This window comes from Longimicrobium sp. (assembly GCF_048594345.1).
Classification (GTDB): domain Bacteria; phylum Gemmatimonadota; class Gemmatimonadetes; order Longimicrobiales; family Longimicrobiaceae; genus Longimicrobium.
The window spans coordinates 20,005-42,020 of record NZ_JBMDXM010000125.1; the positions used below are offsets into that span (position 1 = coordinate 20,005).

17 protein-coding genes are annotated in these 22,016 nt (G+C 70.3%); 6 read left to right on the plus strand and 11 right to left on the minus strand.

Annotation, left to right across the window (positions count from 1 at the left end):
• The first annotated feature begins 109 nt into the window (after positions 1 to 109).
• On the plus strand, positions 110 to 421 hold the full coding sequence (locus tag ACOJUJ_RS13800; protein ID WP_420127469.1) for a hypothetical protein: 312 nt from the start codon (positions 110 to 112) through the stop codon (positions 419 to 421).
• Positions 422 to 709: 288 nt separating this feature from the next.
• Here the strand turns inward: ACOJUJ_RS13800 and ACOJUJ_RS13805 are convergent, their stop codons facing one another.
• From ACOJUJ_RS13805 to ACOJUJ_RS13840, 8 genes are all read right to left on the minus strand, one after another.
• Positions 710 to 1,240 (minus strand): hypothetical protein, encoded by a 531-nt coding sequence (locus ACOJUJ_RS13805; RefSeq protein WP_420127470.1) that lies wholly within the window; start codon positions 1,238 to 1,240, stop codon positions 710 to 712.
• A gap of 91 nt (positions 1,241 to 1,331) precedes the next feature.
• Entirely contained in the window at positions 1,332 to 1,988 is a 657-nt protein-coding gene (locus tag ACOJUJ_RS13810; protein ID WP_420127471.1) for a hypothetical protein, read from the minus strand.
• Between the two features lie 441 nt (positions 1,989 to 2,429).
• Entirely contained in the window at positions 2,430 to 4,073 is a 1,644-nt protein-coding gene (locus ACOJUJ_RS13815) for a hypothetical protein (RefSeq protein WP_420127472.1), read from the minus strand.
• Positions 4,070 to 4,780, minus strand: coding sequence for a DUF4159 domain-containing protein (locus ACOJUJ_RS13820; RefSeq protein ID WP_420127520.1), 711 nt, complete (start codon positions 4,778 to 4,780; stop codon positions 4,070 to 4,072). Before ACOJUJ_RS13820 ends, ACOJUJ_RS13815 begins: the two co-directional genes overlap by 4 nt.
• A gap of 209 nt (positions 4,781 to 4,989) precedes the next feature.
• Positions 4,990 to 7,287 carry a hypothetical protein gene (locus tag ACOJUJ_RS13825; RefSeq protein WP_420127473.1) on the minus strand — a complete coding sequence of 766 codons (2,298 nt, stop codon included), beginning with the start codon at positions 7,285 to 7,287 and terminating at the stop codon, positions 4,990 to 4,992.
• Positions 7,284 to 8,699 carry a BatA domain-containing protein gene (locus ACOJUJ_RS13830; RefSeq protein WP_420127474.1) on the minus strand — a complete coding sequence of 472 codons (1,416 nt, stop codon included), beginning with the start codon at positions 8,697 to 8,699 and terminating at the stop codon, positions 7,284 to 7,286. Before ACOJUJ_RS13830 ends, ACOJUJ_RS13825 begins: the two co-directional genes overlap by 4 nt.
• Position 8,700: 1 nt before the next feature.
• Positions 8,701 to 9,600 carry a DUF58 domain-containing protein gene (locus ACOJUJ_RS13835; RefSeq protein ID WP_420127475.1) on the minus strand — a complete coding sequence of 300 codons (900 nt, stop codon included), beginning with the start codon at positions 9,598 to 9,600 and terminating at the stop codon, positions 8,701 to 8,703.
• Between the two features lie 562 nt (positions 9,601 to 10,162).
• Positions 10,163 to 11,164 carry an AAA family ATPase gene (locus ACOJUJ_RS13840; protein WP_420127476.1) on the minus strand — a complete coding sequence of 334 codons (1,002 nt, stop codon included), beginning with the start codon at positions 11,162 to 11,164 and terminating at the stop codon, positions 10,163 to 10,165.
• A 609-nt stretch (positions 11,165 to 11,773) separates the two neighbouring features.
• Here ACOJUJ_RS13840 and ACOJUJ_RS13845 point away from each other — a divergent pair.
• The 4 genes from ACOJUJ_RS13845 to ytxJ all read left to right on the plus strand — a co-directional run bounded on the left by ACOJUJ_RS13845 (position 11,774) and on the right by ytxJ (position 15,829).
• Complete coding sequence (locus ACOJUJ_RS13845) at positions 11,774 to 13,327, plus strand: amino acid permease (RefSeq protein WP_420127477.1); 1,554 nt, start codon at positions 11,774 to 11,776, stop codon at positions 13,325 to 13,327.
• Between the two features lie 430 nt (positions 13,328 to 13,757).
• Entirely contained in the window at positions 13,758 to 14,177 is a 420-nt protein-coding gene (locus ACOJUJ_RS13850) for a hypothetical protein (protein WP_420127478.1), read from the plus strand.
• Positions 14,174 to 15,358 (plus strand): hypothetical protein, encoded by a 1,185-nt coding sequence (locus tag ACOJUJ_RS13855; RefSeq protein ID WP_420127479.1) that lies wholly within the window; start codon positions 14,174 to 14,176, stop codon positions 15,356 to 15,358. Before ACOJUJ_RS13850 ends, ACOJUJ_RS13855 begins: the two co-directional genes overlap by 4 nt.
• Before the next feature lie 147 nt (positions 15,359 to 15,505).
• Positions 15,506 to 15,829, plus strand: coding sequence for a bacillithiol system redox-active protein YtxJ (gene ytxJ, locus ACOJUJ_RS13860; protein ID WP_420127480.1), 324 nt, complete (start codon positions 15,506 to 15,508; stop codon positions 15,827 to 15,829).
• A 67-nt stretch (positions 15,830 to 15,896) separates the two neighbouring features.
• On the opposite strand, the gene ACOJUJ_RS13865 is transcribed toward ytxJ, so the two are convergent.
• The 3 genes from ACOJUJ_RS13865 to ACOJUJ_RS13875 all read right to left on the minus strand — a co-directional run bounded on the left by ACOJUJ_RS13865 (position 15,897) and on the right by ACOJUJ_RS13875 (position 18,664).
• Entirely contained in the window at positions 15,897 to 17,015 is a 1,119-nt protein-coding gene (locus ACOJUJ_RS13865; RefSeq protein ID WP_420127481.1) for a toll/interleukin-1 receptor domain-containing protein, read from the minus strand.
• A gap of 207 nt (positions 17,016 to 17,222) precedes the next feature.
• Entirely contained in the window at positions 17,223 to 17,504 is a 282-nt protein-coding gene (locus ACOJUJ_RS13870) for a ubiquitin-like small modifier protein 1 (protein WP_420127482.1), read from the minus strand.
• 20 nt (positions 17,505 to 17,524) lie between these two features.
• Positions 17,525 to 18,664, minus strand: a complete 1,140-nt coding sequence (locus tag ACOJUJ_RS13875) for a WD40/YVTN/BNR-like repeat-containing protein (RefSeq protein WP_420127483.1) — start codon at positions 18,662 to 18,664, stop codon at positions 17,525 to 17,527.
• 534 nt (positions 18,665 to 19,198) lie between these two features.
• Here ACOJUJ_RS13875 and ACOJUJ_RS13880 point away from each other — a divergent pair.
• On the plus strand, positions 19,199 to 21,748 hold the full coding sequence (locus ACOJUJ_RS13880; RefSeq protein WP_420127484.1) for a S8 family serine peptidase: 2,550 nt from the start codon (positions 19,199 to 19,201) through the stop codon (positions 21,746 to 21,748).
• Positions 21,749 to 22,016: the final 268 nt, after the last annotated feature.

Here is a 22,016-nt window from a genome sequence, read left to right on the forward strand (position 1 = left end):
TCCATCCGCGTGTGACGTACGCCCGGCAACCTAGCTGCCTGAACCGTTCCCGGCGAACGACTTGCATACCCACGGCCGCCTTACGACCACCAGCGAGGGGAGGAACACGATGGGACAGGACGGAAATCCGATCGGCGGCGAGCCGGGTGGGGGGATGGGGAGCAGCGCGGCGCGCCACGGTGGCGGCGACCTGGGCGGAAGCGCCAGCGGGGCCGGCGGAGGTGACCTGGGCGGATCCGGCGGCGGGTCAGGCGTCCCGCCCGCGAACGACGGCTCGGACGGCTCGCGCGGCGACCAGACGGCCAGCGAGGGCGGCGAAGGCACCGGCGGGATGGACGCCCCCGCGGACGACGGTGCTCCGGACACCATGGGCGCACCGGGGCCGGACACGGAGCGCAGCGGCGGCACAGCTCCACGGTGATCGGCTGCGCCGCGGGTGAAGCGGAGAGCGAGGATCGTATACCATTTCTCGCAGTTCGTTGTGCAATCAGAGGAACGACGGAAAGCATCACGCGGAGGCGCGGAGGAACTGATGAGGTGCGGAGGCGTTTTTGGCGTTCCCTCCGCGCCTCTTCTCTTTTCTCCGCGCCTCCGCGTGAAAATCGTTCCCCTCACTGCACATCGAAATCCGGGAGAGGGTAGTAGATGTGGAGCGAGGCCGCACGCGAACCCGTGCAGCCCCGCCCTGCGTACCGCCGGCGATACGCGATCAGAAGCGGTAGCCCAGCCCCACGTCGAACTGCCTGAAATCCTCACCGTAGGCGCCGCGCGCGAACACGACGTACGTGCTGGCGGGGCCAACCGCTGCGTCGAGCTGAGCGACCCCATAGGGAGCCATGTCGCGCCTGAAGCGCACACCCGGGCCGAACGAGAGCCCCAGCGGAGCTCTGACCAGCAGTTCGCCGCGCCCGGCGAACACCATGTCCCCGATGCAGTTGGACGCGTCCGCGATTTCTCCGTTGTCCAGGTCGTGGCACAGGCCCGTGCCCGCGGCGTCCAGGTAGTGCTCCCCGGCCGCGTCACCCGGGGTGATGGCATCCACCGCGACCACGCCGCGAAGGAACGCGATGTCACGCCCATACAGGCCCGTGACGGCGAAGCCCCCCACCGGGGCGGGGTTGTACCCCATGCTTACCGCGAACACATTCTTTCCGTCACCGGCTAGTTCCTGCGTTACGGCGGAATGGGGGCGGGCGACGAGTGCCAGCCCGAGCGCGGCTGCTGCGAGTATGGTTCGCATGGTCGTCAGATGATCGAGGTGAATGAGAGCGGCCCGTTCAAGAATATGTGCGCAAGGGAGTGGTTACTCAAGAATCTTCTGCGCCGGTTGCTCACGCGCTGGCCGTACACACGTCCGCGGCTTCAGCCGCCGGAGCGGGCGGCGAGACGGCGGAGTCGGGCTCGGCGGCAGCAGGCGGCGGCACGGGAGAGCCGAGCAGCCGCGGGCCGGACGTGCGGCCGGTGGACGGCGGACGCGGCCTCGCGCGGCGTGCGGTGGAGGTGCGGCGCGACATTTCGTCCGCGTAGCCGGGACCCATGTAGCGGATCTCCGCCCCAGGCGCGCCGTCGCCGACGGAACGGCGCAGGCGAACTTCGATGCGCATGCTGTCCAGCGTCCACACGGCCAGGCCCGATCTGCGGCAGAACGGCGGCCCGTGCGTCTGCTCCGTGCGCGCCGACGCCTGCGTGAACAGGTCGGCGGCGTTCAGCGACGCGTTCTCGGGATGGAAGTAGACCAGGCCCACCAGGCTGTCGCTCTTGAGGATGGCGATGGCCTGCAGGTGCCGGTTGGCCGACGCCGCGTGCACGTCGCGCCCGGCCCGGATGGTGATGACGCGTATCTCCTTCGCCTCCAGCGCCGCCGCCACCTGCGCGCCGTTGATGCCCCATGGCAGCGGCGCGGGCAGCGGATCCTGGGCACGCGCAGGCGCATGCAGCGCGAACAAAGCCGCGCCGGCCACGGCGAAGCGCAGCAGGTGTTTCGTCATCCGGACGTGTGGATCAGGGGTGGGTTGATGATGATGCGGACGAATGTCAGCCGGCGCCGCGAAATCCGCAACGGCCCTCACCCGCTCGCTCAGGCTCGCACCCTTTCCCGCAGCGGGAGAGGGTATAAACGTCGCACCGGCTTGCGCAGCGTTTCCGTTGTTGTGGGGCGAGATGGTGGGCCGCCCCCCTCCCCGGCCCTCCCCCACAAACTGCGTGGGGGAGGGAGGTGCGACGCACCTCGTCGATGCGGTCCATCACGCCAGGCGCGCAGGCCCTTGCCGACACGAGCAGGTGAAGCCCCGCCGGGCGAGTTCCGCGAGCCCGGGGCGGGGCTTGTCGCTTTCCCAGCAGCGGGTTTACTCGCTCATCCCACGCCGGCGGATCCGTCACGCCTGTCCCTACGCCTGCGATCCCCCACCCCGGGTGAGCCGAATCCCACTCTACGCCTGCCCACGCAACCTGCGGATCGCCCATTCCGCGCCGGCCGCGAGCAGCAGCGCCCAGAACAGCATCCAACCGAGCGGGAGCGGCGCGCCACCGCCGGCACCTTCCGGCGTAAGGCGGCGCATAGCCGGACGCAGGGAATCGGCGGGGAGCATGCGGCCGCCGGAGCTGCTCGCTAGCATCGCCAGCCGCGCCCACGCGTCGTCCGCCGGGCCGGCGGCCGCAGTGGCGCGGTAGGCCGCGGAGGGCGCGCGGCCGGCGAACGCAAAGGTGTACATGCCGCTGTCCGCGGGGAGAAACGCGCCGCGAAGCACGCCCGGCCGCGCCGGATCCGCCACCAGCGACACCGTGTCCGCGCGCCTGTCCGGCCGTGTGACCACCAGCGGCGGCGCGGAGGCGGCGGTGCCGCCGGCGTCGTAGACCACGATCTCGCGCCGCGTGCCGGCGGGGCCGACGGGCTCCGGGACCTGCACCGTCAGCGGGTCACGCGGGGCGGAGGCGAGCCAGTCCACCAGTGCGCGCCAGAACTCGCGGTGCTCGCGCACGCGGCCGGCCTCCATCCGCCACCGCCACGTCTCCGTCAGCCCCAGCGACGCCGCGCGCCCGCGCCCCAGCGGCCGCATCGCCAGCACGCCGGCATCGCCGCTCATCACCGCCATCGCCGCGCCCGCGCGCGCCGCTCCAAAGACGACCGCGCCGGAACGCACCCGGTCCGCCGGGAGCGGCGCCAGCTCGGGCGGCAGCATCCACGTCAGGGAGGGGCCATCCACCGACCGCGCCCGCAGCCCGTCCGTCAATCCAAAGGCGCCGCCGCGCGCCTGTCCGCCGACCAGCAGCACGCCCCCGCCCCGCGCCGCGGCCCAGTCCTGCAGCATCCGCCGCTCGCCGTCGCCCACTGGCGCGCCGTTCAGCAGGATGACGGCGTCCGCGCGCGCCAGCCGGTCCGCCGAAACCCCGGAGCCGCCCTGGACCACGAACTGGCCGCGCCCCAGGTCGTACGCCGTCTCCACCGTGGCGCCAGACTCTTCCAGCGCGCGGACCAGGAACTTGGATTCCCAGTGCGGAAAGCCCGCGCGCACCAGCACCCGCGGTGCGCCGGCGCTATCCACCCACGCGCCCGTCCGTGCGCTGGCATCCCCCGCCTGCACGTTCCACTCGCGCCACCCCGGGCGCGGCGGACGCACGCGAAAGGCGCCCGCGTAGCGCCCGTCGGCGCCGGTGCGTACACGCAGGCTGTCCAGCACCCCCGTCTCGTCCGAGAGGCGCACCAGCACGCTGTCGTTCGCCCCGGCGGACACGCGGAAGCCGACAGCGGCGGCACGGCCGGAGAGGGCCCGCGCGGGCGCGTCAACCTGCACCGAGACCGTCCGCGCGGGGAGCGAGGCGTACAGCGGCGCACGGCGCGCCGCCGCCGCCAGCAACTCCAGCTCCGCCGCGGTCGGCGGTTCCGTGGAGGCGCGGGCGATGGCCGGCGGTGCGCGGCCCACCAGGAGCGAGTCCGCCTGGCGGTCCAGCGCACGTGCGTCCGCGATCCAGGCAGGCGCCGCGGGACCGCCCTTTCTGCGCCAGACGGAGGGGAGCGCGAGCGCCAGACCCAGCAGCAGCAGGACCAGCGCGCGTAGAATGAGGGGCGTCCTCATCGCGTCAGCGCGTAGACGGCCACGTTCACCCCGAAGCGCGTGTTGTCGACCGAGTTGAAGCGCTTGTTGCGGGCGTGGTAGTTCCACTCCGACGCGTAGTCCTTGTTGCTGTACAGCACCCCGATACGCCCGTTCACCTCCACGCCGAACAGGTTCTCGTGGATCAGGTTGTCGCCCCAGCCGTTCAGCTCGTGGCTGGTGGTGGGCGGTCCGTCCTCGAACACGAAGAACGCGCGGTAGATCTCGTGGTTGTTGGGGATGGGCTTGAGCGACGCCGCGCCAAAGATGCGGCGGATCTCCGCCTGTGCCGTCTTGTGAAAGCCGCCGTCGATGTCGTGGTTGTGGTCGTCGATGAAGATGAAACCGCCGCGGTCCACGTACGCCTTGAGGTTGGCGCTCTCCTGCTGGTTGAAGCGCAGCGGAAGGTGGCCGGTCAGAAAGACGAAGGGAAAGCGGAACAGCTCCGGACTGGCCAGGTCCACCACGGCCCCCGTAGACGCCACCGGCAGCGCCGTGTACTGGGCGATGGAGTGCAGGATGTTGGTAGGCACCAGTGGCGCGCTGTTCCAGTCGCCGCTCTCGTAGCGCGCCGTCGCGAACACGAACGCCTCCGGCGCCGCGGGCGATGCGTCCACCTGCGCAGCGGGCTCCTGTTGGGGTGCCCGGGAGGAGGAGAGCACGGCGGCGGAGGAAAGCAGGGCGACCATCACGGCGATGCCCCAGGCAGCGGCGCGCGTCCCCGGCGCCCCCTCCGCTCGCTTAGGCTCGCACCTCCCCCAAAAAACCCTGGGGGAGGTTGATGTTTCCGCCGGCATCCGCGCGTTGTTTTGTCCGCGAAGGCGGACAGCGTGAAGTTGTTGCCGCGATTTCAATCGCTCTTCCACGGACCCGGCGATCCACCCTATCACGCCGCGCTTCATGGCGTCCTCCCCAGACGGCGGAAGTACTCCGCGGCGGCGGGGTCCATCGTCGACGGCAGCGGGCGGGCGGCGGCGCCGGCGGCGGGCGCAAGGCGCTCGCGGGCGCGGCGCAGCAGGTCCCTGGCGCGATCGGGGCGCCCGTTCCCCGCCTCGCTCGCGGCGCGGGAGATGAAGCCGGCCGCCTCGCGGTCCGCCGATGGCTCGCCCAGCACGCGCGCGGCCAGGTTGCTGATCTCCAGCGACGAAGCGCGCCCCGGCTTTCGTCCCACGCCCGCGGAGACGCGGTCCAGCTCCGCCAGCAGCGGAAGGAGCGACGCCAGCGCCGGTCCCGTGGTGCGGGCCGCGGGTCCCACGTCCTCCATCTTCCCCTGCCCCCGCGCTTCGGCCGCGTTGATGGGATCCACCCGCACGTCGCCCCGCGGATAGGTGCGCTCCGCCTGGTTCATCTGCTGGATGATCTTCAGCGCGTCGTACTGGTACGGCAGCGCGGTGTCGGGTTTGGCAAGGTTCAGCTCCTGCTGGCTGTTCCACATCAGGTTGTGCAGCCGCATCAGGTCGCGGTTCACGTCCAGAATGGCGCTCTCGTCGTGCCGGTGCGCAAACTCGTCGATCGATCCAGTTCCCGTCGCCTCGTCGGCCTCACGCAGCACGTCTTCCGGCGTGCGCGCCTCGTGCTGCTCGCCGCCGGCCTCCTGGTGGCCGCCGCCGGTGCCGCCCTGCTCCAGGTAGCTGAAGTCCTGCTCCCCGCTCTGGATGGCCTGGTCGGCCTCGCGGATGTACACCTGCTCGCCCACGATCTCGCGCAGACGGGCCTGGTGCTGGGCGATGTCGCTGCTGCGCGACTGCAGCTCCTGGCGCGACAGCCGCGGGCGCTCGCGGATCAGGCGCTCCGTCATCAGGATGATCATCCGCTGGCTCATCACCGGGTCCTTCGGCAGCTCCGGCGGCATGCCGATGTCGGTGGTGATCTGGTCCATCTCTTCCGGCCGCGCCACGCGGATGATGCGCGTCCGCGACACGCTTTCGCCCGGGCCCGTGACGTTGTTGCGGTCGCGGGCCACGGCGCGGATGTGCATGATGTCGCCGGGCTGCAGCTTGAGCGTCGCCAGGTCCACGACCAGCTCTCCGGTGGACGCCTTTCCGTTTCGCGACACGCGCGAGAAGGCCCAGTCGCCCTCCACGAACTCGTACGATTCGCCGCTGCCGCGCGAGTGCGTCCAGTGCAGGTCAAAGGCGCCGACGCCGTAGTCGTCCGCCGCGGTGGCGCGAAGGGTGATGCGGCCGGCGCCGGAGGCCAGCACCATGTCCTCCCGCGGCTCCAGCAGCTGCACGTCGGGCGGCTGGTCTGGCAGCGGCGCCAGGGGGATGATGCGGCGATCCACCACGCCGCCGTCCGCCATGGCCTCCAGCGACAGCCCGCGCGCGTCCGCCGGCATCAGGTACTCCACGATCCACTCCTCACCCGCGCGGCGCACGGGGAGCGCGGCGCCGCCGATGGCACCCGCGCGAACGCCGTCCCAGCGGTCCGGAAAGCGGCTGCGGATGCGGATGCGGCTCCCCGGGAGCGCGCTGATCGGGTCGTCTCCGCGCCCGTCCTGGGCGGCGATCCCGGCGTACGCGGGAGGCTGCACCGTCCAGCGCAACTCGTCGAACAACGGGATCGGCGGTGCCTCCACGTTGGGGAGGGTTTCCGCGCGGACTTCCTGCCATTTGCTGGCGTAGGCGTCCGCCGGGTCCATCCACCGCGTCCACGCCTCCGCCGCGGCGGAGGGAAACGCCAGCGCGAACAACGCCATCAGCGCGACAGATCCGCCCAGGATCATCCCCGGACGCCGCATGTGCGCCGGCGCCACGTCCCGCACGGGCACCTCGCGCATCCGCCGCTCCGCTTCGGCCACGAACGCCCGGCCCACCACGCCATCCGGCACCCCGTCCGCCAGGTCGAACGCGGTCAGCAGGCGGTTCTGCAGCGCGGGGATGCGCTCCTCCGCCAGCAACGCGAACCGGCGCGGCGCGGGCGGGCGGACGATCCGGTGGATCGAAAGCGCCAGGAATCCGCCCCCCAGCAGCACCGGAACCCACCGCAGCGTCTCGCGGAGAACGGCGCGCAGGGGGATGACGAGGTCGATGAGGACGAGGAGGATGGCGCTCGCGGCGAAGAGCGCGGGCGCCCAGACCAGCGCGCGCAGCAGCACGGAGCGGCGCCACGCGGCGCGCACGTCAGAAATCAGCCGCTCCGTTGGCGCCTGCAGCGGCCGTCCAGCGAGCGGCGGCGAATGTGCGATGGTGTTCATCCGGCGGTCCTGCGTCTGTATGCCAGCAACGTTTCGATCAAAGCGGCCAGGAGTGCGGCGGCGAGCATCCAGCGGCCCAGCGGCACGCCCGCCCCCGCCGCGCCCACGGCGCTCGCCGGTACGGCGGAGGGTCCCCGGCCGCGCAGGACGGCCAGCGCGCCGGGGTCCAGCGGACGTGGGGCCGCCGTGCCGCCGGTGGCGTCACATCCGCGCGCCAATCGCGCCAGCGCCGCGGGGTACGCCGCCTGAAACGGCAGCTCCCCGCCCTCCAGCTCCGTCCCCACGAAGACGACGCATCCGCGCTCGAGGCGCTTCGCCGTGGCGGCGGGGCGGCCGTCCTCCCACGCGGCGACGGTGCGCGCGCCCTCCGCCGGTCCGCCCGCCAGCACCCGCCCGGCCGCGCCCGCCAGTTCCGTCTCCGCGCCGAACCATAGGGCGCCGCCGCCGCGCACCAGGCCGTAGCCGCCGGTCCACGGCAGCGCCCCGCGAAGCGGTTCCGCCACGGCGCCCGGTGTGACGATCAGCGTCGCGCCGGCGCGGGCGCGCTCCAGCAGCTGGTTCGCCGTCGATGCGGAGGGCGCACCCATCACTACGTACACCGAAGCCGCCGCCGCGGGGAGCGCGCCCGACGGGCTGACGCGCGGCCCATCCATCCCCACCGCCGCCAGCGCCGTGGCCACGAACCCGCCACCCGGCGCGGCGAGGGTAACGGAGGTCAGCTCCGCCGTGGCGGGCGCGGCGGAATCCGTCGCCGGCCGCGCCATCGGCACGCGGGCCAGGTCCAGCCCGCCGGGCCAGGCCGCGCGGCGCAGGGGAGCCAGTCCCGCGGACCATCCCTCATCCGCCAGCGCGGAGATCATCCGCACCCGCACGGAATCCGCCCCGCGCAGCTCCCTCGCGGCGGGCGAGATGGCGCGCAGCGCGGCCGCGTAGTCCGCCGCCGCGCCGCCCGCATCCGCCGCCAGCAGCGAATCGAAGAGCGCGGGGGTGATGCGGGCACGGGGGACGCGGACGGCGGCCGTATCGAACATCACCAGCTCGCCGCGCGATTCGCCGTCCGCGTCCAGCAGCGAGCGCCGCGCCTCGCCCACGGCCGCGCGCCAGCCGTCGCCGCGCATGGCGGAGCCGCGGTCCAGCAGGACGACGGTGCTGGTCCCCTCCGGCGCCGGCAGCCACGCCGGTCGCGCCAGCCCCAAGCCGAGCAGGAGCAGGAGCAGCATGCGCAGGACGAGCAGCGGCAGGTCCGTGGGCCGGCTGACGCGGACGGCCTTGCGCGGGTCTTCCACCAGAAAGCGCGCGGTGGGAAGGGGCGCGCGGCCGGGCGGGCGGCGGCGGATAAGGTGCAGCCCCAGGGGCACCAGCATCGCCAGCGCGCCGGCGACCAGAAAGGCGGGGAACGCCAGGGTCAGCACGTCACGCCCCCCGGCGCAGGTTGGCCCAGGCCACCAGCGCCTCTTCCACCGGCTGCGCGGTGGAGAGCGGCACGTACTCCACGCCGCGCTCTCGCAGCCGGTCCGCGATGCTGTCGTAGTACGCGGTCACGCGGCGCACGTAGCCGGCATCCGTCTCCGGGGTGGCGGGAAGCTCCTCCTTCGGCTTCTCCGGATCGAAGAACAACCCCGCGCCGGGCGCCCGCTCCCCCGATTCGGCCGGTGTCAGCACGCGGAGGATGATCACCTCGTCGCCGCGGGCGCGCAGGCGGCCGGCGGAGGCGATCAGCGCGTCGCCGTTGTCGTCCGCCAGCAGGTCGCTGATGAGCACGACGCGCCCGCGCCGCTTCATCGCCCCGCCCACGCGGTCCAGCGCGTCCGCCGCGTTGCCGATGCCGCTCGGCTTGGTCCGTTCCAGGTGCAGCAGAAGGTCGTGCAGGTGGCCGCGGCGAGAGCGGGGCGGCAGCAGCAGCCGCGCCTCCGCCCCGGCGAGCGCCAGCCCGACGGCATCACCCGAGCGCAGCATGAGGTGCGCGAGCGCGGCGGCCAGAAAGGCGGCGTAGCGCGACTTGGTGACGCCGTCCGGCTCGGCGTAGTCCATGGACGCGGAGGTGTCGACGACAAGGTACGCCTGCAGGTTGCTGCGCTCCTCGAACTCGCGGACGTGCAGGCGGTCGGTGCGGGCGTAGAGCTTCCAGTCCAGGTAGCGGACGTCGTCGCCCTGCTGGTAGTCGCGGTGCTTGGCAAAGTCTTCGCCCGCGCCGCGGTGCGGGGACTTGTGGATGCCGGTTTGAAAGCCGCTGACCACCGTCCGCGCGATCAGGTCCAGCCCGCCCAGCCGCTCCAGCAGCCTGGGGGGGAGGAAGTCGGAGGCGGCGCTCATTGGGCCGCTCCGCGGCAGTGCGAGAGTGCGAAAGTGCGAAAGTGCGAAAGTGGGGCGCTGCGGCCGGTGTCGGCGCGATCCGTCACCGACGGATCGGCGCAGTCCACCTCCAGGAGCGAATGAATTCGCCGCTGGACAGGCGCAAAGTCCACCTGCGTGGACTGTTGCCGCGAGATCGCGCCGCCGCGACCGGCCACGAGCAGCGGAGAGCAGATTCCCCGGTCGCGCCCGGAAGGTTGTGTACGGGAAACGGCGGTCCGGCGCTCCCTGACAAGTCGAGGCGTGCGGCACACGAAGCCCCGTGTAGTTTGCCGGGCTTCTCGCTGTTCCAGCCGCGGGTTTACCCGCCCGAGACCACGGTTGGTCGCGGCGCGAGCGGTGCGGCGCTTCCTCGGAATGACACTCCGCGGCGTGCGGAAACGGGATCGGAGTTCAACCTCCCCCAGGGTTTGTTGGGGGAGGTGCGAGCCTGAGCGAGCGGAGGGGGCGCGCCGCGCCGTCCAAGCGCGACCGCATCCCCTACTCCCGCACTCGCGCACTTCCGCACTCACGCACTTCGCAGTCACAGCCCGGACCGCGGCGGCGCGACGGCGTTCATCAGCGCGCCGATCACGCGGTCGGGAGAAACGCCCTCGGCCTCGGCGTGAAAGTTCACCAGCACGCGGTGGCGCAGCACGGGGGCAGCCACGCGGCGTATGTCATCCACCGAAACGTGAAAGCGGCCGGAGAGCAGCGCGTTGGCCTTGGCGCCCAGGATGAGCGCCTGCCCCGCGCGCGGCCCGGCGCCCCAGCGCACCCAGCGCTTCACGTCCTCAGGCGCCGTGGGGTCGCCGGGGCGGGTGGCGCGGACCAGGGCGGCGGCGTAGGCGAACAGGTTGTCGGCCACGGGCACCTCGCGCACCCAGCGCTGCAGCATCATCACCCGCTCGGCGTCCAGCACCGGCTCGATGGCCGCGTCCTGCACGCCCGTCGTGGAGCGCAGGATGGTCACCTCCTCCTCCGCGGACGGATAATCCAGGCGGATGTCGAACATGAAGCGGTCCAGCTGCGCCTCGGGGAGCGGGTAGGTGCCCTCCTGCTCCACCGGGTTCTGCGTGGCAAGGACGAAGAACGGGCGCGGCAGCATCAGGTCCTCGCCGCCGGCGGTCACGCGGCCCTCCTGCATGGCCTCCAGCAGCGCGGCCTGCGTCTTGGGCGGGGTGCGGTTGATCTCGTCGGCCAGCAGGATCTGCGTAAAGATGGGGCCGCGAATGAAGCGCGCCGCCCGCCGCCCCGTGGTGCGGTCCTCCTCGATCACCTCGGTGCCGGTGATGTCGCCGGGCATGAGGTCGGGGGTAAACTGCACGCGGCGAAAGTCCAGCTCCAGCGCCTCGCTCAGCGTGCGCACCAGCAGCGTCTTCGCCAGGCCGGGAACGCCCACCAGCAACGCGTGCCCGCCGGCCAGCAGGCACATCATCACCTCTTCGAGCACCTGCTGCTGGCCCACGATGCGGCGCTGCACCTGCGCCCGAAGGCGGCCGGCATCGGCCAGCAGGGTCTCGACTTCGTTTTCGGCGGTGACCAACGGTTGATCCTCGGAGACTCGGGAGGGGACGGGATGGACCGGCTGCGAATACGCCGCACCGGGATGCTAAGTTCCTAGCACCTCCCGCGCAACGCGCCGCGGGACGAACGGATCGTACGAAGGTGCGAGGGTACGAACGTACGGGACCAGCGTGCTCCGCGTTTCGGGATAAGACGCATTGGTGTCCCGGAACGTTGTCGCGGGGTGGATGCGGACGATCGAACGGGATGAGTCAGATGATCAATCGGGATGGATCCGGATGATGGAGACGGCATTCCGGCTGTCCGAAGTGGGTCGAACCGCGCCGCGGGGTGCCCCTCCCCCGGCCCCGCCCCCGGCCCCTCCCCGCTCGTTTCTCGCGGCGAGGGGAGACGTCGATCCCGCTGCGACGGGGATCGGAGCGGCTCCCGGGATGCACTCGCGCACCGCCCCATCCACGTACCTTCGTGCCCGTCCCCGCACCTTCGTACCTCCCTCTCCCACGCCGCCGACATTGACGGAATCGCTCCGCGAGCGCAGGTTGTCGGCCTGCCGGAGAAACATGCCAGGCGTACGACCTCTCCGCCGCGCCGCCGGCCGTGGAACGTCCACCCCCAATCACACCCCCGGATGCACCAACTTTTCCGTAGAAAAGCCATCGGCCCCACGAGCGGTGAGCACGTGGACCCGCAGGTGGAGGTTGAGCACGGCCTTCGCCGCTCGCTGGGCGTGTGGCAGCTCACCTCGCTGGGCATCGGCGCCATCATCGGCGCGGGGATCTTCTCGGGCGCGGGATCGGCGGTGGCCGGCGGGCCCAACCACGTGGGCGCGGGGCCCGCGCTGGTGCTCTCGTACGTACTGGTGGCCATTGCCTGCGGCTTCGCGGCGCTGTGCTACGCCGAGTTCGCCTCGCTCATCCCCCAGGCCGGCAGCGCGTACACCTACGCGTACGCCACGCTTGGCGAGCTGGTGGCCTGGATCATCGGCTGGGACCTGATCATCGAGTACGCGGTGGGCAACATCGCGGTGGCGGTCAGCTGGGGCGCGTACTTCCAGACGCTGCTGCAGGGCTTTGGCCTGGGGCTGCCCGCATGGCTGGCCACGGACCCGCGCACCGCCAAACACGCCGCCCAGGCACTGGCCGCCGACCCGACCATCACCGGCAGCACGCTGGAGGCGGCGCACGCGTGGCAGACGGCGCCGCACGTGCTGGGAATGCCCATCATCTTCAACCTGCCGGCGGTGGCGATCGTCGCGCTGATCACGTGGATTCTGGTCAAGGGGATTCGCGAGAGCGCGTGGGCCAACACGCTGATGGTGATCCTCAAGCTGGTGATCCTGCTGTTCTTCATCGCCATCGGCGCCTTCTGGGTGCGGCCGGAGAACTGGGAGCCGTTCATGCCCAACGGGTGGAACGGCGTGTTCGTGGGCGCGTCGCTCATCTTCTTTGCCTACATCGGCTTCGACGCGGTGAGCACGGCGGCGGAAGAAGCCAAGAACCCGCAGCGCGACATGCCGCGGGCCATGATGTGGTCGCTGGCCGTAACCTCGCTCATCTACATCGTGGTGACGCTGGTGATGACGGGCCTGGTGCCGTGGGACCAGCACGGCACGGCCGACCCGCTGGCGAGCGCCTTTTCGGAGCGCGGCTTTGACTGGGCGGCGGGGATCATCTCGTTCGGCGCGGTGGTGGCCATGGCGTCGGTGCTGCTGGTGTTCCAGCTGGGCCAGCCGCGTATCTTCTTTTCCATGGCGCGCGACGGGCTGCTGCCGGCGTTCGCGGCCAAGCTGCACCCCAGGTACCGTACCCCGCACGTAACGACCATCCTGACGGGCGCGTTCGTGGCGTTTTTCGCGGCGTTCGCCAACATCAACGAGGTCATCGAGCTCACCAACATCGGCACGCTGTTCGCCTTTGTGCTGGTGGCCGCGGGCGTGATGGTGCTGCGCATCCGCGAGCCCGAACGGCACCGGCCCTTCCGCACGCCGTTCATCTGGTTCGTGGCGCCGGCGGCCATTCTGTCGTGCGGGTTCCTGATGTTCCAGCTGCCGCGCGTAACGTGGGAGCGGTTCGGGATCTGGCTGGCGGTGGGCCTGGTGTTCTACTTCATGTACGGCTACCGCCACAGCCGCCTGCGCAACGGCGGCGCGGCACCCGTGGGGAACGGCCCGTCGAACAGCTGACGGACCGGCGGATCGGACGATGACGAATGAGGCGGCGGCTCCCGGACGGGGGCCGCCGCTTCATCATTATTGTGTCCGATTTCGGGCAACGCTAGCTTGTGTACTGGACGTCCGCCTGTTTGACGGGCATCCGCCATCACCCCGTTTCTTTTCCCTCGCCAGGGCAGGTGGGCCATGAATCGATGGAGTATTCGCGCAGCATGGATCAGCCTCTTTTGCGTCCTGACGTTTGGTGCTACCGCGGCCATGGAACAGCCGACCGAGGCTCAGATCAGCGTGAGATGCTGGAAGGAATACTGCGCGTATGATCCCACCGCCAAGAAGTTGATGTGCGTACGTGAGGAGATTCCCTGCCCCTGAGGGCTGATGCGGACGGGACTGTGCATACGCCGGACACCCGGCGAATCCCTAAATACGAGAAGGATTACGAATGCGCGCGACAACCACTACGTGGACCCTGCCCGGCGCGGCGCGGGTTGCGGCCCTGATGGCGCTTGTGGCCGCCGGCGCCGGTGCATGTGAGCACACGGGCAGCCTTGAACCGCCTTCGCCGCGCCCCGTTCCGGCCGCCAGCATCGAGAGCGGCGAGATGGAGTCGCTGCTCTTGGCCTTCCAGCGCGAGACACGGGCTCAGGGTCCCGCCGATCCGGCGCGTGAGCAGCTGTTCGCGCGACTTCTGGCCGCGGCTCGCGCACCCGCTCCCGCCGGATCCGAAGTGGGCCGGCCAGCCGCCGCCGTCCCCACGTACGTGGAGCATGCGCTGTCGAGACTGCTCGCCGCAGACGGAGATTCAGCGGTGATGGTCAGCGTGCTCCAGGAACTCGCGGACCGGAGCAGAAGTACGCCGTGATCTCACCCGGGCTCGCACTTCTCCTCGCCGGCATGCTCGCGCTGCTGGCCGGGTGCGGTGGCGACGGTCCAGAGGCTGGATCCGCACCGGACCGCGACTCGCTGGAGACGGTGGAACACGGCGGCCTGGACACGTCTCGCACCTGGGTGTTCGGCGCGAACCCAGTGGCCGACGTGGGGGGTGACGAGGCGCTCGTGCAGGTGGCGGGCGCGGTGCGGCTCGGCGACCGGATAGTCGTCGCGGACGCAGGGGCGTATCAGCTTCGGTTCTACGACCTCACGGGGAAGCTCCTGCGCGCGACCGGTCGCGAGGGAAACGGTCCCGGCGAGTTTCGGCACCTTGCCTGGGCAGGGCCGCTCCCGGGCGATTCCGTGGGCGCATGGGACGCCCGCCTGCGGCGATTGTCCGTCTATTCGCGGGACGGCCAGCTGGGACGGACAGCCGAGTTCGGCATCAAGGGGTTCTTTCCAGCCGTTCAGGGTGTGTTCGCGGACGGCTCGCTCCTGATCGCAGCGCAGGTCGGCGCGGCGCGGGCGCCCGGCGCCGGTGCATGGCGCGACACGGCCGTGTTCGTGCGCATGTTGTCCACGGGCGAGGCGCACGACACGGTGGGGCGGTTCCGCGGACCCGAGCAGTATGCGGCGCCCGGCGGCGTGCGAACGGCGGGGCGTACATACGGGCTTCCGTTTGGCCGCGAGACGTTTGCCGCGGTTCACCACGACCGGGCGTTCGTCGCCACGGGCGATGGGTACGAGATTACGGCGTACGACACGAGCGGCCGGGGCCTGAGCAGGCTGCGAGTTCGCTTTGAGCCTCGCCCGGTTACCCCGTCGGAGATCAGCGCCTACCGGGCGGAACTGTTGGAGAACGTGGGAACGTCGGACGCGGCGGAGTGGACGCAAGCGCTGGAAGCGGCTCCCTATCCGCGCCAGATGCCCGCGCTGGCGGGGCTCGTGGCCAGTTCAGAGGGTCACGTGTGGGTTCGTGACTATCATCCGCCGGGCGCGCCGGAGCGAGAGTCCCGCTGGGCGGTGTTCGACGCGGAGTGGAAGCCGGCGGCGGTGGTGCGGGGTCCCACCCGTTTTCAGATCTTCCAGATCGGCGTGGACTGGGTGCTCGGCCGGGAGGTGGACGCGGACGGAGCGGAGCACGTGCGGATCTACCCCCTGGTCCGGCCGTAGCGGACGCACTTGAGTTGCAATTCTTCGCCCATCGACGTGTCGGTGGGCATTCGTCCTTTCGGCGGCGGTATGCGCCTTGCTCCCCACCGGCCCGGCGCGCGGCGGGGGGTGCCGCAGGGGGACTCGCGTAATTCTTGGGAGGGTGGGATGAAGGACTTGCACAGCACGCAGGACGTGGACGAGGCGCTGGGCCAGGACACGGCGATCCTGTTCAAGCACAGCACGCGCTGCCCCATCAGCGCGGCGGCGCGCGGCGAGATGGAGCGGTTCATGGAGATGAACCCCGACACCACCGTCTACACGGTGGACGTGAACGACGACGTGAGCGTCTCCCGATACCTGGCGGAGAAGACGGGCGTCGAGCACCACTCGCCGCAGGTGATCGTCGCGCGCGGCGGCCAGCCCGAATGGCACGCCAACCACTTCGACATCCGCGCGGACGAGGTGGGACGGCGCGTGGGGGGCGCGTAACGACCGACAAAGGCTTGATTTTCACGAAGGTAGACGGCGGTACCTGCTCCCCGTTCCGGGGGGGCACTTACGGTCCTGTAGTGCCGTGCATCGTATCCACGGTCGCGTTAAACCTTATGGAAATGGGCGTCCAGACGGCGACGCCGGTCACAGAGACGTCGCCGAAATCGTTTTCATGCTCAATCCCGCCCGATTTAAAATATAATTGTCGGCTTACCGCTACAGCGGAATCGGCAATCTCAGGGTCTACCTGCGAAAATACGATCACCGAGCGTGGATCTACCTCGCCGTTTTCCCGGACCCGTACGATCAGTTCTACGGTTACCGCAACTCCCGAATCGCGCAGCATGGGTGGAAGGTGCTGCTCCGCCAACTGCGCGATTAGCTCAGGGTTCAACAACTTTGGCTTCACGGATACCTCGTCGTACCGGTACGTGGTATCGCTAGCCACTGGAGCGGTCCCGAAAGCTGCCTGTGTATCTGGCAACACTGTGTGTCGGGTGTACTGCCCATCACGCCAGCGTTCCGCCTGCACCCAGAGTAACAACGCGGCAACCATCGTCCCGGAGAAGACCAGCAGTCGTCGGCGATCCCGAGATGTTGACGTTTCCCCTGATGGCGGTGGGGCAGTCACTACAGGGTCGCGAGAAATCGGGGGTGGCGTCGCCTGAACGAGAGCGGGGCTCGAGACGTCCCGGATGATTTGCGAATCACTCGCGTCAGGCAAGATCTCGGTCCGCGGTTGCTGCTCCTGTGCAGGCTGGGCTTGGGGCCGCGCACGCCGCGCGTCGAGCACACGCTGCACCACACTTGTAATGCGGTCCAAGTGCTGCTCGGGTGGAACTGGGAGCGCATCAAGCCACTGGTGCGTGCTGATGAAGAATTCCAATTCTTCCGAGGGTTTCGCGTCGCCGATGCGCACGGGGAGCACGGGCACCTCACGCGCTACCGCCCGCTCCACCTCGCGCAAGATTTGCGGCGACGTGTTGGCGCGCTCCGAAAACACGAGTAGCATGATCGCCGCTTCGGAGATCGCGCGAATGATGGCACCGCTATAGGTGTCGCCCGGCAGAATGTCGCGCGGCGCGATCCAGCACCGTACCCCCGCAGCCTCCAGCCGCTCGCAGATGGCGTCCGCGACCGGTCGATCGTGGGATGAATAGCTGATGAAGATGTCGTGGGGCATGCGATCCGTTGTTTTTCGGTCCGGGGTGGGAGCCCGCCCCACACGGTACACGCCCGCGCCGGAGAGTACAAGAACGTGCGCGTAAGGACGCACCTCCACCCCACGGCTGGATGCTAAGGCGTAACGCAACGCCCCTCTCCCACGCAGTTTGTGGGAGAGGGGCAGGCGAGGAACGAGCCGGGGTGAGGGAACGAGCCGGGGTGAGGCCTACCCGCCGCTTACCGCCGGGACGATCGTCACCGTGCTCCCCTGCCCCACCGGCGTCCCCAATCCGTCCAGATAGCGGATGTTGTCGCCGTCGACAAACACGTTGACGTGCTGGCGCACGCGGCCCTGCTCGTCCATCACGCGGTCCACCACGCCGGCGTAGCGGCCGGCCAGCGCGCCCAGCACGTCGCGCACGGTGCCGCCCGCGGCATCCACCGTCACCTCGGGTCTGCCGCCGGCGTACGGCCGCAACGCGCCCGGCAGCGCGACCGTGATCGTCATCGCCCCACCTCCTCCATCGCTCACGAGGTCGCCCCGTCGGCGCCGATGACGGCGGCCTTTACGCAGACGATGGGCGGCAGGGCGCCGCTGATCTCGCGCCACGTCTCGCCCTCGTCCGCCGAGCCGAACAGCTTGCCGCTGCGCGTTCCGAAGTATAGGCCGGCGGTGGTGTGTCCGTCCGTGGCCAGGCCGTCGCGCAGCACGCACTCGTACGCATCCCGCTGCGGCAGCCCACCTTCCAGCGCCTGCCACGAGGCGCCGGCGTCGCGGGTGCGGTACACGCGCAGCCGGGCGTCCGGCACGATGCGGAACTGGTCGGAATCCAGCGGCACGATGTACACCGTGTCGGGATCGTGCGGGTGCATCTCCATCGCGAAGCCAAAGTCCGAGGGAACGCCGTTGGCGATGTCGACCCAATCGTCGCCCCAGTCGTCGCTGCGGTACAGGCCCCAGTGGTTCTGCAGAAAGAGCCGCTCCGGGCGCGACGGGTGGTTCACCACCTTGTGCACGCACTGGCCAAACTCCGGGTGCTTGTCCGGAAGGAACTCCGCGCGCACACCCGCGTTGCGCGCCCGCCAGCTGCGGCCGCCATCCTCCGTGCGATAGAAGCCGCCGGTTGAGATGGCGATCCCCATCCGCTGACGGTCCGCCGGATCCAGCACGATGGTGTGCAGGCACAGTCCGCCGCCGCCGGGCTGCCACTGGGGCCGGTGCTCGTGGTTCAGCAGGCCCTCTACGGGGCTCCACGATTCGCCGGCGTCGCGCGATGCAAAGAGCGCGGCGGGCTCCACGCCGCAGTACACGGTGTCGGGCTCGTCCGCACGGCCGGGGCGCAGCTGCCAGATGTTGGCGAGCGCCAGGCCGCTATCCTCCGGAAAGCGCACGTTCTGCCGGTCCGGCGCGCTCCACGTGGCGCCAAAGTCGTCGCTGGCGCGGATCACGCTTCCCCAGTGCATGCTCTGCGTCCCCGCCATCACCCGCCGCCGTCCGCCCCGCTGGTCGAACGCCATGGCGTAGACGGCCTCGCCGCGAAAGTGCGGCCCATCCATCCGCCATTCCCCGCGCGCCCCGTCGGACGAAAAGAGGAACGCGCCCTTCATGGTTCCCACGAGCAGCACGACGTCACCTTCGGAGGGGGATGCGGAGCGTTCGGCGGGCATGGCGGTTCTCCGTGGATGCGGATCGGGGCCTGGGCTGCGGCGGTCGGTGCGAATGGCAGTGTAACCGGAAACGTAAACAGAATCAACAGGCACGATCCGCCGTGTCCGCCGCACCCGTTGTAGGAGGGATGCACGCCATCTGACGGAAGGCAGCCGGAGGTGTGGTGGACGGTGGGAAGGAGGGCGTGTAGTCCCACTCACGAGTTTGATACGCGAGCGGGTAAGGGTCGTCCCGTTCCTCGCGGTTCTTTGTGCACTCGTGGCGAATCTGGATGAACACCCGTTGCACCTCCAGAACCGACATCTCACACGGGGTCAACGGGGTTAACGGTAAAGATCAAAACCGTTGACTCCGTTGACCCCGTGTGAGACAAGTCTTTTCCATGATCAGCGATCGGGTACACCATGAACAGCGGATTCAGGTATCACCAGCGACAACATGGGAGGAGGGGGTGTACATCGCGCCCATTGTACCATAAATTTGTAGCAGTTCCCGCCCGTAGAGCATTCCCTCCGAAATTCCAGCGACTCCCGATGAACCGCAAATTCCGGCTTGCGTTTGTTTGCCTTTCTGTTTCCCTGGCTTCCTGCGGTGACGCCCCCACCAACGGCGGGGGCGGAGGAGGTGGTGGCGGCGGAGGCGGCAACACGCCCGGGCCGGCCGCCAACGTCGCCGCGGTAAGCGGCAGCGGCCAGCAGGTGCCGGCCGGGCAGGCGGCGCCGGCCCCGCTGGTCGTAAAGGTCACGGACGCGCAGGGCCGCGCCGTTCCCAACGCGACGGTCACGTTCAGCGCGGCGGCGGGCAGCGGCACCGTCTCGGCCGGCAGCGCGGCAACGGGCGCGGACGGACAGGCGCAGGTTAGCTGGACGGTGGGCGCCTCCGCCGGCACCCACTCGGTGGGCGCCGCGGTGGGCACGCTGCCCCCGGCGACCTTTACCGCGACGGTAACCCCCAATGCTACGCTGAACGCCACCGTGTCGTACACCGACGGACTGGTGGCCAGCCCGGCGCGGCTTCCCGGCGCGGTGCCGGCGCGTGTCCGCGCCACCCGCAAGGCGTCCAGCTTTCTGGGCCGGTCGATCGCGACCCGCACCGCCGGCCGCGTGGGCGCGCGGGCCAGCGTGGTGCCGGGCGCGCTGATCGTTACGCTGCGCCCGGGCGCCATCGGTGCCCCGGCCAACGCGGCGCGCGCGCGGATGACCCGCGGCCAGGCCGGCACCGTCGCGCAGAACATGGCGCGCGTGCTGGAAGGCAACGTGCGCGCCGGCCGTCGCCTGCGCGACGTGTCGCCGCAGCTGGCGGCCGCGCGCATGCAGGTGCAGCCGGGAACGGAGGAGCAGGTGGCCGCCGAACTGCGCGCCAACCCCGCCGTGCTGCGGGTGGAGCGCGACGCGTACGCGTACGCCACCGGCGGCATTCAGAGCGACGACCCGTTCCTGGCCACGCAGGCGTGGCACTACCAGATGGTGGACCTGCCGCGCGCCTGGAAGCGCACCACCGGGAACAACGGTGTGCTGGTGGCCGTGGTGGACGACGGCATCCGCTTTGACCACCCCGACGTGGCCCCCAACCTGACCAGCGACGGGTACGACTTCGTATCCAGCGTCAACGGCGACAACGGCTGCGCCGTGGTCAACAACGCGGGCGACGGCAACGGGTACGATCCCGATCCCACCATCCCGGTCGCCTACGAGGGCTGCGACCTTGCCGAGGCGGGCGGCCACGGGCTGCACGTGGCGGGCACCATCGGCGCGGTGGGCAACAACGGGATGGGGATGAGCGGCGTGGCGTGGACGGTGCGCATCCGCCCCGTGCGGGTGCTGGGCACCACCGGCTCGGGAAGCTTCTACGACATCGCGCAGGGGATCCTGTACGCGGCGGGGCTGCCGGCCAGCAACGGCGCGGGCGGCGTGGTGCAGGCGCCCACGGCGGCCCGCATCATCAACCTCAGCCTGGGCGGCCCCAGCAACCAGCAGGTGCTGCACGACGCGGTGAAGGCCGCCACCGCCGCCGGCTCGCTGCTGGTAGTGGCCGCGGGGAACGAGAACACCTCGGCCCCGTCGTATCCCGCCGCCTACCCCGAGGTGCTGACGGTTTCGGCCGTAGGCCCCACCTGGGCGCGGGCCAGCTACAGCAACTGGGGCCCCAACGTCGACATCGCGGCGCCGGGCGGCGACCAGGTTTCGGACTTCTGGTCCGGCATCGCCAGCACCCAGTGGGACTTCGCGGCCGGGCAGCCCACCTACAACCTGATCAGCGGCACCTCCATGGCCACGCCGCACGTGGCGGGCGCGGCGGCGCTGCTGCTGGCGCAGGAGCCGGGGCTCACGGCGGCGCAGCTGCGCGCGCGGCTGCTGGACTTTGCGGTGGACCAGGGCGCCGTGGGAGTGGACCCCGTCTACGGCGCCGGGGTGCTGAACGTGCGCAACAGCCTGGCGCAGTCCATGTTCATCCAGGGACGTCTCTTTGGCCGGGTGTACGACGCGGCCACGGGCGGCATCGTGCGCGAGGTGCTGGGGACGGGAAGCACCTTCTCCATCGGCCAGCTGGGCGACGGCGCCTTTCACGTGTTCGCGGGGATCGACGACGAGGGCGACGGCATCTTTGGCACCAACGGCTTTCGCTGGGGCGGCCTTACGGCGGGCGACGGCTCGCTGGGGGCCGTCACCATCCAGGGCGCGGCCACGTATCCAGCGGCGTTCACCATCGGCTTTGGCGCCGAGCGCGAGCCCGCCAACAACTCGGCGGCCACGCCCACGCGCATCATGCTGGGCGGCTCGCTGTACGCCCAGGTGAACAACGAGAACGACGTGGACGTGTACTCGGTCATGCTTCCCGCGGGGAACTACGTGTTCGAGACGGTGGGAACGCAGGGCACCTGCGGCCTGGCCACCAACGCCGACACGGAGCTCACCCTGCACTCGGCGGCCGGCGTTATGCTCGCGCTGAACGACGACGTGGACGCGGACCGCTTCAACTACTGCTCGCGCATCACCCAGTCGGTGCCCGCGGGCACGTACAGGCTCTCCGTGACGGGCTACACCGTGGGCGGCTACCGTATCATCGTGCGCCCCGCCGCGTAATACCAATCCGGCAAAACACCTCACCTCACGTCAGACGAGAGGAAACAGAGGTCAGGGTACAGAGGAACAGAGAACAGCCAGAGGAACAGAGGGAGGAATGCGGATCGCCTCTCTTCCTCTGGCTGTTCTCGGTCGCCTCTGTACCTTCCGATGTTGTTTTTCCGGATTCCGTATCGATCATACCGGATATCAGGACTTGATGTGCGCTGAAACAATGAAATCTCGCGCGGGGACGCGGAGAAAAACCAGAGCCGCGGAGGATGCACCG

Bases quoted from the DNA above. Each gene is read 5' to 3' on its own strand.
- ACOJUJ_RS13805 (WP_420127470.1), bottom strand. From the start codon at position 1,240: ATGCGAACCATACTCGCAGCAGCCGCGCTCGGGCTGGCACTCGTCGCC.
- ytxJ (WP_420127480.1), top strand. From the start codon at position 15,506: ATGAAGGACTTGCACAGCACGCAGGACGTGGACGAGGCGCTGGGCCAG.
- ACOJUJ_RS13835 (WP_420127475.1), bottom strand. From the start codon at position 9,600: ATGAGCGCCGCCTCCGACTTCCTCCCCCCCAGGCTGCTGGAGCGGCTG.
- ACOJUJ_RS13850 (WP_420127478.1), top strand. From the start codon at position 13,758: ATGCGCGCGACAACCACTACGTGGACCCTGCCCGGCGCGGCGCGGGTT.
- ACOJUJ_RS13845 (WP_420127477.1), top strand. From the start codon at position 11,774: ATGCACCAACTTTTCCGTAGAAAAGCCATCGGCCCCACGAGCGGTGAG.
- ACOJUJ_RS13870 (WP_420127482.1), bottom strand. From the start codon at position 17,504: ATGACGATCACGGTCGCGCTGCCGGGCGCGTTGCGGCCGTACGCCGGC.
- ACOJUJ_RS13880 (WP_420127484.1), top strand. From the start codon at position 19,199: ATGAACCGCAAATTCCGGCTTGCGTTTGTTTGCCTTTCTGTTTCCCTG.
- ACOJUJ_RS13815 (WP_420127472.1), bottom strand. From the start codon at position 4,073: ATGAGGACGCCCCTCATTCTACGCGCGCTGGTCCTGCTGCTGCTGGGT.
- ACOJUJ_RS13800 (WP_420127469.1), top strand. From the start codon at position 110: ATGGGACAGGACGGAAATCCGATCGGCGGCGAGCCGGGTGGGGGGATG.
- ACOJUJ_RS13820 (WP_420127520.1), bottom strand. From the start codon at position 4,780: ATGGTCGCCCTGCTTTCCTCCGCCGCCGTGCTCTCCTCCTCCCGGGCA.
- ACOJUJ_RS13865 (WP_420127481.1), bottom strand. From the start codon at position 17,015: ATGCCCCACGACATCTTCATCAGCTATTCATCCCACGATCGACCGGTC.
- ACOJUJ_RS13825 (WP_420127473.1), bottom strand. From the start codon at position 7,287: ATGAACACCATCGCACATTCGCCGCCGCTCGCTGGACGGCCGCTGCAG.
- ACOJUJ_RS13810 (WP_420127471.1), bottom strand. From the start codon at position 1,988: ATGACGAAACACCTGCTGCGCTTCGCCGTGGCCGGCGCGGCTTTGTTC.
- ACOJUJ_RS13875 (WP_420127483.1), bottom strand. From the start codon at position 18,664: ATGCCCGCCGAACGCTCCGCATCCCCCTCCGAAGGTGACGTCGTGCTG.